Annotated in this window: 13 protein-coding genes and 1 pseudogene; 4 read left to right on the plus strand and 10 right to left on the minus strand. The window is 64.4% G+C overall.

What is annotated here, in order from left to right:
• Positions 1–174: 174 nt before the first annotated feature.
• The 6 genes from SE92_RS10520 to modD form a co-directional block, all read right to left on the minus strand.
• Positions 175–666, minus strand: a complete 492-nt coding sequence (locus SE92_RS10520; protein ID WP_198172609.1) for a (2Fe-2S)-binding protein — start codon at positions 664–666, stop codon at positions 175–177.
• A 22-nt stretch (positions 667–688) separates the two neighbouring features.
• Positions 689–1795, minus strand: coding sequence for an ABC transporter ATP-binding protein (locus SE92_RS10525; RefSeq protein WP_063203448.1), 1107 nt, complete (start codon positions 1793–1795; stop codon positions 689–691).
• A gap of 8 nt (positions 1796–1803) precedes the next feature.
• Positions 1804–2694 (minus strand): ABC transporter permease, encoded by an 891-nt coding sequence (locus SE92_RS10530; protein WP_063195637.1) that lies wholly within the window; start codon positions 2692–2694, stop codon positions 1804–1806.
• A complete protein-coding gene (locus SE92_RS10535) occupies positions 2691–3581 on the minus strand; it encodes an ABC transporter permease (protein ID WP_063195638.1) in 891 nt (296 codons plus the stop codon). Before SE92_RS10535 ends, SE92_RS10530 begins: the two co-directional genes overlap by 4 nt.
• An 82-nt stretch (positions 3582–3663) precedes the next feature.
• Entirely contained in the window at positions 3664–5013 is a 1350-nt protein-coding gene (locus SE92_RS10540) for an ABC transporter substrate-binding protein (RefSeq protein ID WP_063195639.1), read from the minus strand.
• Between the two features lie 301 nt (positions 5014–5314).
• The gene (gene modD, locus SE92_RS10545; RefSeq protein WP_084251788.1) at positions 5315–6256 is read right to left on the minus strand and encodes a ModD protein; all 942 of its coding nucleotides are present in this window, start codon (positions 6254–6256) and stop codon (positions 5315–5317) included.
• A gap of 235 nt (positions 6257–6491) precedes the next feature.
• Between modD and modA the strand changes: the two genes are divergently transcribed.
• From modA to SE92_RS36605, 4 genes and pseudogenes are all read left to right on the plus strand, one after another.
• Complete coding sequence (gene modA, locus SE92_RS10550) at positions 6492–7244, plus strand: molybdate ABC transporter substrate-binding protein (RefSeq protein WP_063203449.1); 753 nt, start codon at positions 6492–6494, stop codon at positions 7242–7244.
• A 5-nt stretch (positions 7245–7249) separates the two neighbouring features.
• Positions 7250–7936, plus strand: a complete 687-nt coding sequence (gene modB / locus SE92_RS10555) for a molybdate ABC transporter permease subunit (RefSeq protein WP_063195640.1) — start codon at positions 7250–7252, stop codon at positions 7934–7936.
• Positions 7933–8613 (plus strand): annotated as a pseudogene (gene modC, locus SE92_RS36600) (molybdenum ABC transporter ATP-binding protein); the annotation flags it as partial. The gene modB and the pseudogene modC, both read left to right, overlap by 4 nt.
• A gap of 81 nt (positions 8614–8694) precedes the next feature.
• Positions 8695–9303 carry a DUF2478 domain-containing protein gene (locus tag SE92_RS36605; protein WP_198172918.1) on the plus strand — a complete coding sequence of 203 codons (609 nt, stop codon included), beginning with the start codon at positions 8695–8697 and terminating at the stop codon, positions 9301–9303.
• On the opposite strand, the gene SE92_RS10565 is transcribed toward SE92_RS36605, so the two are convergent.
• The 4 genes from SE92_RS10565 to SE92_RS10580 all read right to left on the minus strand — a co-directional run.
• Positions 9277–9483 (minus strand): TOBE domain-containing protein, encoded by a 207-nt coding sequence (locus SE92_RS10565; protein ID WP_063195642.1) that lies wholly within the window; start codon positions 9481–9483, stop codon positions 9277–9279. The genes SE92_RS36605 and SE92_RS10565 overlap by 27 nt on opposite strands.
• Positions 9484–9489: 6 nt before the next feature.
• Positions 9490–9786 carry a ferredoxin family protein gene (locus SE92_RS10570; protein ID WP_063195643.1) on the minus strand — a complete coding sequence of 99 codons (297 nt, stop codon included), beginning with the start codon at positions 9784–9786 and terminating at the stop codon, positions 9490–9492.
• Between the two features lie 37 nt (positions 9787–9823).
• The gene (locus SE92_RS10575; protein ID WP_063195644.1) at positions 9824–11131 is read right to left on the minus strand and encodes an FAD-dependent oxidoreductase; all 1308 of its coding nucleotides are present in this window, start codon (positions 11129–11131) and stop codon (positions 9824–9826) included.
• Positions 11132–11147: 16 nt separating this feature from the next.
• The coding region (locus SE92_RS10580; protein ID WP_063195645.1) for an electron transfer flavoprotein subunit alpha/FixB family protein at positions 11148–12158 on the minus strand (1011 nt) is incomplete at its 5' end.

The following is a 12158-nucleotide window of genomic DNA, read 5'->3' on the forward strand; positions in this document are numbered from 1 at the left end:
CCGCGCTCTTGTCGATGCCGCGCAGGATCGCATGCCCATGCGGCGAGCGCACGAACACACCCGCCGTCATGCCAGGCCGCTTGATGTCGGAGACGTAGTTGCCGCGGCCGGTGAGGAAGCGCTGATCTTCCTTGCGCTTCGGTGAGGCGCCAATGCCGATCACATTGTTCATGGTCACTCTCCCTTGGCGGCGTTCATGGCGGCGGCGCCGGCCATCACCGAGACGACGATGTTCTGGTAGCCGGTGCAGCGGCAGATGTTGCCTTCGAGACCGTGGCGGACGTCGGCCTCGGTCAGGTCAGGCTTCTCGGTGGCCAACGCCACCGCGGTCATCAGCATGCCCGGCGTGCAGAAGCCGCATTGCAGGCCGTGATGTTCACGAAACGCCTCCTGCATCGGATGCATCCGGTTCGAGCCGGGTGCGCCTTGCAGGCCCTCGATGGTGAGCAGCGTCGCGCCATCGAGCGCCGGCGCCAGCAGCGTGCAGCTCTTCACCGGCAGGCCGTCGAGATGCACCACACAGGCACCGCACTGGCTGGTGTCGCAGCCGATATGGGTGCCAGTGAGATGGAGCTGCTCGCGCAGCAGCTCGGTGACGAGCGTTGCCGGCTCGACATCAACAGTGGTGGGTCGGCCGTTGAGAGTGAAGGATATCTGCACGGTCATACTCCTGTGCGCGACGGGGTCTTCAGGCGAGAGGCAACGCGCTGCCGTTGGCCCATGTGGCCATCACGACATCGCCGACGGTGAAGGGATCTGCGAAGAAGGTCTTTTCCGGCACGTAGGCGACGAACTCGTCATCCGGCACGGTGTCGAGCATGACCTTGACGAAATAACCCTGGTATTCGATCGCGAGCACGCGGCTTGGCAGCGAGGTCGTGCAACCCGGCGGCAGATCCCTGCCCGGCCTGACCAGCGCGACATCGTCGCGGCGCACGGCAATGTCGACCTTATCACCGACACTCACATTCGCGCGCGCCTGAAGCGGCACTTCGATGCCGGAGGGTGCGGCCTGTGCGAGGGTAAAGCTCGCGCCATTGACCTTCTCGACCCGACCGGACAACACGTTCTGCCCGCCCATGAACTCGGCGACGTAGCGATCGTGCGGACGGGCATAGACGTCGCGCGCCGCGCCTGCCTGCTTGATCTTGCCCTGCTCCATCACCACGACGAGGTCCGCCAACGCAATTGCCTCCAGCTGGGTATGGGTGACATGGATGAAGGTAATGCCGAGCTCCTGCTGCATCCGCCTGAGCTCCTGGCGCATCTGCACCCGCAGTTGCTCGTCGAGCGCCGACAGCGGCTCGTCGAGCAACAACACCCTGGGCTCGGTGATCGCGGCGCGCGCCAGCGCCACGCGCTGCTGCTGGCCGCCGGAGAGCTGGGCCGGCAGGCGGTCGGCGAATTGCGACAGCCGCACCTTCTCGATCATGGCGTCCGCCGCGCGCAGACGGTCGGCCTTGGACTGACCTCGCACGCGGAGTGCAAAGGCGATGTTCTCCCGCACCGTCAGATGCGGAAACAGCGCGTAAGACTGGAACATCATCGCGGTGCGGCGCTGCACCGGCGCAAGCCCGACGACGTTCTGGCCGCCGATGACGATCTCGCCGGCGGTCGGGTCCTCGTGGCCGGCAATCATCCGCAAGATCGTGGTCTTGCCGCAGCCGGACGGGCCGATGAAGCAACAATAGGCGCCGTCGGCGATTTTCAGGTTGACACCGTCGACCACATTGGTCGCGCCGTCAAAGCTCTTGCAGACACCCGCCAGTTCGATGTCGCCGCGATCGTTCTTCATGTCCCAGCTCAACCCTTTGCGCTGCTGCCGCGCTTCTTCTGAATCAACACGATGCTGCCGAGGCTCGCGCCGATGACGATGAAGGAGACGATGGTTGTGACCGTGCCGAGGGCGTAGAGCGAGGGCGAGGTCACGTTCAGCGTCATGCTCCAGATTTCGAGCGGCAGCGTGTTCAGCGAACCCGCGGTCTGCAGGCTGCGCGCGAACTCGTCATAGGACAGCGTGAAGCCGAACAGCGCGACCGCGACCAGGCCGGGCGCCAGCACCGGGATCATCACCAGCCGGATCGACTGCCAGCGGCTCGCGCCGAGATCATAGGCCGCCTCCTCCCAGACATGGTTGAAGCGCGACATCACGGCGAACATCACCAGCACGCCGAACGGCAGAGTCCAGGAGAGCTGCGCGCCGAGCGCCGAGCTGTACCAGCTCGCATTCAGCCCGAGCGCCTGGAACAGCAAGCCCGTGCCGAGACCGAGCACCAGGCCGGGCGCCACCAGGCTGCCGATCATCATATAGAAGACGACAGTGTCGCCGCGAAAGCGCTTGCGGAAGCCGAGGCCCGCCAGGAACGACACCACCACGGTGATGACGGTGACGATGACCGCAAGCTTGATCGAGCGGTCGAACGAGCCTTTGACGTCGCCGGTGCGGACTTGCGTAAAGAGATCGACGAACCAGTGCAGCGAATGCCCCTTCATCGGGAAGACGAGCCCGCCGCGGATGTCCTGGAAGGACAGGATATAGATGCAGAACATCGGGCCGTAGAGCGCGATCACGTAGGCGGCGAACAGCGACGCCAGCACGTAGAACGTCCAGGGCCGGCCACCCTTGCTCGGCGCGATCGCCTTGGTGGTTGCCGGCGCGACGGCTTCGGGCATCTCAGCGAGAACCGCGCTCATCGCGTGATCTCCTGCCGGATGTCCACAGTACGCAGGATCAGCGAGACGATCGCGACCAGCACCAGCGTCAGCAGCACGGCACTTGCCGCCGCGGTCGGATATTGCAGCACGCCGACGTCCTCGTAGAAGGCGCTGACCACGGAGGCCGAGCCGCCGCCGGACATCACCTTCACCACGAAGAAATCGCCCATCACGATCGAGACCACGAAGATGGTGCCGAGCGCGATGCCGCTCTTGGACATTGGGACCACGATCAGGCGCATGATGTCGAAACGGCTGGCGCCGGCATCGATTGCAGCCTCGATCAGCTTCTTGTCGATCCGCGCCATGGAGTTGAAGATCGGGACGATCATGAAGATCGTGAGCTGGTGGACATAGGCGATGACCACCGCGAGGTCGGAGAACAGCAGCACTTCCAGCGGCTGGCGGATCACGCCTATCCCCAGCAGCGCCTGGTTGATCAGGCCTTCCTTGCCGAGCAGCGGAATCCAGGAAATCATCCGGATGATGTTCGAGGTCCAGAACGGCACCGTGCACAAGAGGAACAGGCCGATCGCCAGCAGCTGATTGCGAACGTGGAACACCAGAAAGTAGGCAACGAAGAAGCCGATGACGAGCGTGAAGACCCAGGTCAGCACGGTGAACTTGATGGTCGCCAGATACAGTTTCAGCGTCAGCGCCGAATGCAGCACCTCGACGTAGCTGACGAGCGTGAAGCCGGGCGTCAGTCCGCCAAAGCCATCGGTGGCAAAGAAGCTCGCCGCCAGCACGACCAGGATCGGCGCCACGAAGAACGGCACAAGCACCAGGACCAGCGGCGAGACATAGAGCCAGCCGGCGAGATTGGAGCGCGATGGACTTAAATTTTGACTTGGACTGGGCTGCATATCAGCAATGGCCTCGAAGGCGATCTTGTCAGCGCCGGCACGTGACGGCGCCGGTGCTTCGTTAGTTGAGGAAAAGCAGGTTTCACGCCACCTTGAAGTCGTTCCAGCGCTTGTTCATGTAGGCGGCTTCGTCCATCAGCGTGTTCCAGCACGAGATGTTCTTGACGCGGTCGAGGAACGAGCCGCCGTCGCGCTTGGTGCCGGCCTTCTCCATCGGCACGCCGTAGGGATCGTTGATGACCTCCGGTGCCGGCTTGCCGTCGTACCAGAAGTCCCATTCGGCGGCGGTGAGGAATTTCTTGGCAGTCGACGGCACCGGGCTGTAGTAGCCGTAGCGGCCGACGAACCCACCCTGCCAGCCCGAGAGATACCAGTTGAGATATTCGTAGGCAGCGTCGAGCTTCTTGCCTGAGAGATGCTTCATCAGGCCCATGCCGTTGCACCAGCCGCGATAGCCTTCCTTGCCGTTCTTGACGTTGACCGGCGCGTAGACGCAGGGGATTTCCTTGACGCGCACCGCGGCGACCGCCGGCGACCACATCGACTGGATCACCACCTCGCCCGCGGCCATCAGCTGCACCGACTGGTCGAAGGTGGTCCAGGTCGCCCGGAACTGGCCCTGCTTCTTCAGCTCGATCAGCTTGTTGCAGGTGAAGTCGATCTCCTCCTTGGTCATGTTGCCCTTGTTGCCGTACTTGATCAGCCCGGCACTCTCGAAGCAGAGCGCAGCATCCATGATGCCGATCGCGGGCACGTCGAGGATCGCAGCCTTGCCCTTGAACTTGGGATCGATCAGGTCCTTCCACTCGGTCACTTCGTGGCCGACGAGATCGGGGCGATAGCCGATGGAGTCGGCATTGTAGACCTGCGGCAGGAAGGTCGCCCATTCCGTGACGCCGTCATGCAGATCGGTCGAGTCGGGTTTGGAGATGTACATGGCCTCGTAGGGCGAGATGCCCTGGCGCGGGATCTTGTGGCCGTCGATCTCGCCCTTGGTGAAGATCGGCAGGATGTTGTCGAACTCCTTGATCTTCTTGACTTCGATGCCCTGGATGACGCTGCGCTTGGCGGCGAGCTTGGCCTGCCAGCCCTCGAGGTCGGCGATATCGACCGTATTAGGCTGGCTTATAAAGCGGTTGATGGCGGCAGAGGTGTCGAGGTTCTGCATCGTCACCTTGAAGCCGAGATCCTTGGCCGCCTGGTCGCCGATCGCCTTCACCACCGAATAGGACACGCCGACATGGCGCAGCTCGATGTCCTTGATCTCCTGCGCCCAGATGGTCGGAAAGCCGCGGATCGCATCCGAGCCTGCGGCTGCGCCCGCAACGGCGGCAGCCCCCTTTAACAGCGTGCGCCTGCTCAGCTTTTTCGAAGACCTCGCCGCCGTTCCCGCCGGATCGGACGTGACTTTCCCCGTCGTCTCATCAGACATGGCAACCCCCGTTGGTTACGATGAACGCTCGCACCGGTCGCCATTGACCGGCTGCTTAGGTGATCAGTTGCGCGTGAGGCTATGGCTGAGATTCTGCGAAGTAAAATTGGAAGTAAAAATTCGCGATATAAACGAGACTAATGGTCGGCTCGAATGCATCGCGCTTCGGCACGCCGCATAAGACGACAGCAATGCCGTGTGCGGCGACGCCCAATCTTCCGACACAAGACCGCCCTGGGCCGGCGACCAGGCCCAAACGGCTCACCACCTCAGCGGATCGGCCTCGTTCGCCTTGGTGGGATCATTCTTGGTTTCCCGGTGCACATATCGTTTCCCTCACGATCTGAGCGGCGGGGCGGTTCGAGCCTTTGTCAGGCATCTCTCTTTCATCCGCGGCCATCATCCGTACCTGCACGTCCCTCGGCTTGGCCAGATAGGGCGACGACGTGACCAGGACATCGGCGCCGGCTTCCGCATAGGCCACGGCATTCGCGGCGTTGACGCCACCGGCGGCAGCGATGATCGGACGGGCTCGCGTGTAGGCCATGGATGCGATGCGCTTGACCAATGCGGCGATCTCGGCTGGTGAGAACTTCTCGGCCTGAATGACGTCGAAGCCGGCGACCGCCGCGGCAAGCGCGGCATCGGCGGTCTTGACCTCGATCACGAGCTTCTTCTCCGGCGCCGCTTGACGCAGCCGCTCAACCGCCAGAAACAGCGGCCTCTCGCCGAGAAACGCACGGTGCTCCGGAAACACCAACACCGTCTCCGAGAGGCCGAGTCGATGCATCACGGCGCCGCCGGCCTTCACCGCCGCGACCGCAAAGCGCTTGGTGCCCGGCACGTTCTTGCGCGTGCAGGCCACCGGAATTTGCGGGGCCACCGTTCTCGCCGCGTCAACGATGGCGCGGGTCTCGCTGGCGACACCCGACCAGATTTCGATCAGGGTCTGCGCGACCTTCCAGCTCCGGAGCAGACCGGCGGCCGGGCCCCGCGCCCCGAGGATCGGCGCGCCCTGCTCCAGCGCCGCGCCGGATGCGGCGAACAACTCGACCTCGCAGCCGGCGAGCGCGATGATCGCGGCTGCATCCTCGGCGAGCGCCAACACCATCGGCGAGCGCGCGGTAAACTGCATGACGCCGTCGATCGCGCCGATCCCGAGCGCCTCGGTGGTGAGATCGCCATAAGGCACATCGTCCTCCAGCAGACGCTCGAGCTCGGCGCGTGATGCAACGGTGACCATGGCCTGCTCCTTTCACCGGTGTCGGCTTGTCGACGACTTTGTCGCAAACCCGACGCGGATCGTCGGTCTCGCCGCCGCAAGGGGCGGGAACACCCTTCTTTTGCCGCTCATTCTTGCAAGGCGCACACCAGATTTCACCTGCTCCTCCGGCACGCCGATTGCTGAGCCTTCCACGGCCGGCACCTCGCAGCAATCGGGCTCGCGCGGAGGCGGTTACCGTCCGCTGGAGTTCATCATGAAACTGTTTCGTACGATCGCCGTCGCCACAGGGCTGCTGCTCGCATTCGCCGAGGCGCGGGCAGCACAGACCAACGTGGCCGTGGCCGCCAACTTTACCGACGCCGCGAAGGAGATCGCTGCCATCTTCAAGCAGAAGACCGGACATGAGGCGGTGCTGAGCTTCGGCGCGAGCGGACAGTTTTACACCCAGATCACGCAGGGCGCGCCGTTCCAGGTGTTCCTGTCGGCCGACGATTCGCGGCCGAAGAAACTCGTCGAGGATGGACTTGCGACCGCGGACAGCCGCTTCACCTATGCAATCGGCAAGCTCGTGCTGTGGAGCAAGTCGCCGGGGCTTGTGACCGGCGAAGAGACGTTGAAGGCGGCATCGTTCGCAAAACTCTCGATCTGCAATCCGGCCGCCGCGCCTTACGGTCTTGCCGCTGTGGAAACCATGAAATCGCTGAACCTGTATGAGGCCCTGAAACCGAAGCTGGTGGAGGGCGCGACGATCACCCAGGCCTATCAGTTCGTCGAGACCGGCAATGCCGAGATCGGCTTCGTCGCGCTATCGCAATTGACCGGCAGCGAGGCCGGTTCGCGCTGGGTCGTGCCGCAGGCGCTCTATGGTCCGATCCGCCAGGACGCGGTGCTGCTGAAGACGGGTGCCGGAAACCAAGCCGCCAGCGCATTCATCTCATTCCTCAGAGGGCCCGAGGCTCGCGCCATCATCGAGAAATACGGCTACATGCTGGACGGGCAGAGCTGACGCGCATGGAGATCTGGTCGCAGGAGATCCGCCAATCGGTACTGCTGACGATCGAGCTTGCCGCCATCTCGACCGCGATCCTGCTGGTGCTGGCCACGCCGCTCGCCTGGTGGCTGGCGCATGCCAAGGGCTGGTGGACCGAGATCATCGCGAGCGTGATCGCGCTGCCGCTGGTGCTGCCGCCGACCGTGCTCGGCTTCTATCTGCTGGTGCTGCTCGGACCGGACGGGCCGGGTGGATGGATCGCACGTCTGTGGGGCGGACGCACGCTCGCCTTTACCTTCGAAGGCCTTGTCATTGGCTCGGTGGTCTATTCCATGCCCTTCGTGGTGCAGCCGATCCGCAACGCCTTCACCGCGATCGGCGAGCGGCCGCTCGAGGTTGCCGCCACCTTGCGCGCCTCGCCGACGCGCACGTTCTGGACCGTCGCGGTGCCGCTGGCACGACCCGGCTTCCTCACGGGCGCCGTGCTCGGCTTCGCGCACACGGTCGGCGAGTTCGGCCTCGTGCTGATGATCGGCGGCAACATTCCCGGCCGCACCAAGGTGCTGTCGGTCGCGATCTTCGACTATGTCGAGACCTCACGCTGGCGTGAGGCGAGCATGCTCGCAGGCCTCATGGTGGTCTTCGCCTTCGCCGTGATCCTGACCATGACGCTGGTCGACAAGCGCGCTGCGAGGGCTGCGGCATGAGAATGGCCGAACCCGGCCGGATCAACGCGGCCTTCCACGGCAGACTCGGTCATTTCGTGCTCGATGCCGAGCTCAGCCTGCCCGCCACCGGCGTCACCGCGATCTTCGGCGCTTCCGGCTGCGGCAAGACCACAGTCGCGCGCTGCATCGCCGGCCTGGAACATATGACCGACGGTTTCTGCGCGGTCGACGGTGAAGTCTGGCAGGACCATCATTCGTTCCGGCCCGTGCACCGGCGGCCGATCGGCTACGTGTTTCAGGAAGCCAGCCTGTTTCAGCATCTGTCGGTCCGTCGGAATCTGTCGTTCGGTGCGCCGAAGGCCGCCGGCGCGCAGATCGCATTCGACGAGGTCGTGGACCTGCTCGGCCTCGCCGCCCTGCTCGACCGCTCGCCGTACCGCCTCTCCGGCGGCGAGCGGCAGCGCGTTGCGATCGGCCGCGCGCTGCTGTCGCAGCCAAAGCTTCTTCTCATGGACGAGCCGCTCGCCGCGCTTGACCACACCACCAGAAACGAGATCTTGCCGTTCCTCGAGCGGGTGCACGAGCGGCTGTCGCTGCCGGTATTTTATATCAGCCATGACATGAGCGAGATCGAGCGCTTTGCCGATCATCTGGTCCTCATGGAACGGGGCCGTGTCGTCGAAGCCGGACCGCTGCGGAGCCTCGGTTCGGCACTGCGGCCAGCCGCGGATCGTGATCGGCATGGCGATTGCTCGGATCGACGGAACAGCGTAGGAAAACCTTTAAGGATGACTGCCATGCCGATCGACTTCCACGACATCGACCCGAACCGCGTCGCCGCGATCCTCTACCGTCCGCAGGATGACGTCGACGGCCTGCTGGCCGCGTTTGCTCAGGACCTCGCGCGGTCTGGCGAGCGGATCGGCGGGATCGTCCAGCGCAACATCCGGGACGGCAGCGGCTGCCAAATCGGCATGCAGGCCGTCGATCTCATGACCGGCCGCGAGATTTCGATCTGCCAGCCGCTCGGCTCGGGCGCGATGGCCTGCAAGCTCGACGCCGCGGGACTGGCCGAGGCGGCGGTTGCCGTCACCCGCGCGATCACGGCGGATGTCGATCTCGTCGTGATCAACAAGTTCTCCAAGCAGGAGGCGGCTGGCGAGGGCCTGCGCGACGAGCTGGCCGGCGCCATCGCCGCCGGTATCCCCGTGCTCACGGCCGTGCCCGAAAAATGCCTGGACGCATGGAATGATTTTACCGGCGGTATCGGCACCAGCCTGCTCTGCGAACGCGGGGCGATCGACGGCTGGTGGCAGGACCTTTCGTCGCGCATCAAGCGGGCCCGCGCGTCGCGCCTGCCCGCCGATGCGCCTGCGGCGCTACTTGCCGATCATCACGTCGGATGACTTGATCACGGCCGAAACGGCATCGCCCACCTTCAGGGCGAGATCGTCCACCGCTTCGTTGGTGATCGCGGAAAACACGACGAGGCCCGGGGCGAGCTCGATCTTCACATGGGCCGTCGTCGTTCCCTTGGTGACGGCAATGACCCGTCCGGGCAGAATGTTGCGGGCGCTGAGCTTCATGACGGGTCAACCGAACTTGAACAGCACGCCGTAACCACCGCGCGGATAGCTCCACTCGATGTCGCCGCTCTCCTCGCAGATCACGCGGCAGGTCCCGCATTCGATGCAGCCGTCGACGGTGATCTCGACCTGGCCGCTGTCGTTGAGCTCGTAGCAACGCGCCGGACAGGCTTTCAGCATGCTCAGGAGCTCTGGCGAAGGCGTCGTGTGTGGCCGCACCTTGATGTGGGCCCGGCCGGCATCGACCAGATAGCGGTTGTAGAACAGCTTGTCCTCGACACGCACGGATGGCTCGATCGACATGGTTTGGTCTCCGTAGTTGATGTTCTATGTCCTTGCCTCACCGCCAGGCGCGCGCGAGGCGGAAGGCGTCGCCGAACAGCCCACTCCACGACCGGGCCTTGATGAACGATTTGAACGTCGTCTTTTCCTTCTCGACCTTTGGCGTGCCGTCGACGCGCAGGAAGTTCTGCATCGCCTTCGAGACGAGCTCCGGATAGGTCAGGAAGAAGTTCTGCGACTGGGTGTGCATCAGCGCAGGCATGTCCTTGTACTTCTTAAGGTCCTTGATGACGAAGGACTGGTCCAGCATGGTCTTGTAGAGCGACAGATTCTCCGCCGTCATGGGATCCTTGCGCGACTTGACCTGGAAGATCGCCTCGGCCGCGATCCGCCCTGACGTCATCGCAAGGTTCGAGCCCTCGCGGTGGATGGCGTTGTTGAGCTGGGCGGCGTCGCCGACTACGACCCAGCCCTCGCCGTAGAGCTGCGGGATCGCCTTGAAGCCGCCCTCGGGGATGAGGTGGGCGGCATATTCCTTGACCTCGGAGCCCTCGATCAGCGGGGCAACCGAGGGGTGCCGCTTGAAGCGATCGAGCAAGCCGTAGGGCGTCTCGCCGGTGCGCTGGAAATCCGCGACCAGGCAGCCGATGCCGAGCGAGATGCATTCCTTGTTGGCATAGATGAAGCCCATGCCGGTCATGCCGCGGGAGATGGTTCCGGCGGCCTCGATTACCATGCCTTCGTCGCCCCGGAGATTGAAGCGCGCCTCGATGGTTTCGCGCGGCAGGAAATGCATCTCCTTCACGGCGAGCGCGACCTTGTCGGGCGTCGGACGCTTACGCAGGCCGGCTCGCGTGCCGAGCAAGCCGTTGACGCCCTCCGCCAGCACCACGACGTCGGCGTGGATCTCGCCGTCGGCGCGGTCGGTGCGCACGCCGATCACCTTGCCATAAGCATCCTGCGCCAGCTCCGTCACCGTCGTTTCACACAGCACGATGGCGCCGGCCTCGCGGACCTTCTGCGAGAACCATTTGTCGAACTGCGCGCGGATGATGGTGTAGCGGTTCGGCTTCTCCTCGTTGAAATCGTCGGAGCGATAATGCAGGCCGGTGTGCGAGCGGTCGTCCATCATCCAGAAGCGCTGCTCGACCAGATGCCGCTCCAGCGGCGCGTCCTCGCGAAAATCGGGGATCAACTTCTCCAGCATGTCGGCATAGAGGATCGCGCCCTGCACGTTCTTCGAGCCGGAATATTCGCCGCGCTCGAGCTGGAGCACTTTCAGGCCGCGCTGCGCCAACGTGAGCGCCGCGGCGTTGCCGGCCATGCCGGCGCCGACGACGATGGCATCGAACTTCTCCTCGATCATGGCGCTTCTCCTTGTGCTAACTGGCGATCCGGTCGCGCGAATGCGGTGACAGCCGGGCACGGAATGCCGCCGTCAGCGCCGGAAGCAGCCGGATCGCGTCGGCGACGATGCCCATATGTGCAAAATCGAAGATCGGCGCGTTCCGGTCGGTGTTGATGGCGACGATCAGGTCGGCGCCCTCGACGCCGACCCGATGCTGGATCGCGCCGGAGATGCCTGCGGCGATGTAGAGCTTTGGCCGGATGGTCTTGCCGGTCTGGCCGATCTGCCGGTCGGACGTAACCCAGCCTTTCTGCACCAGCGGCCGCGAACAGCCATATTCGGCGCCAAGCACCGTGGCCAGCTGCCGCACCAGCTGAAAATTCTCGGGCGATCCGAGCCCCAGGCCGCCGGCGACGACGACGTCCGCATAAGCAAGATTGGATTTTGCGGAGTCGCGGTCCGGCAGGAATGAGAGCACCTTCGTGACGATGTCGTCCTCGACGAGGCCGAGCGGATGGCTGACGATGCGGCCGACCGGACGCACGACACGCTCCGGCATCGGCATCACGCGCGGTCGCACCGTCGCCATCTGCGGCCGGTAGTTCAACGTGTAGATCGTGCAGAGCAGCGAGCCGCCGAAGGTCGGGCGGGTCGCCGCGAGCGAGCCATCGGCATCGACGTCGAGCTCGGTGCAGTCGGCGGTCAATCCTGTCAGCAGGGTCGTCGCCACCGAGCCTGCGAGGTCGCGGCCGAGTGTGGTGGCGCCGAGCAGCAGGATTTCGGGCTTGTAGGTGTTGACGACGTCGGTCAGCGCCTTGGTATAGGATTCGTTGCGATAGTCGGCGAGCAGGTTGTCGGCCACCATGTAGACGAGGTCGGCGCCGTAGCAGAACGACTCGGCGGCGGCGCTCTGCGTCGCCTCGCCTTCGGGGCCGATCACGATCGCGGCGAGATCCACCTTGAGCTTGTCGGCGAGCTTGCGGCCGGCGCCCATCAGCTCCCAGGACACAGGGTGGACCTGGCCGCGCTCCTGCTCGATGAAGAC

This window comes from Bradyrhizobium sp. AT1 (genome assembly GCF_001590795.1).
Taxonomy (GTDB): Bacteria; Pseudomonadota; Alphaproteobacteria; order Rhizobiales; family Xanthobacteraceae; genus Bradyrhizobium.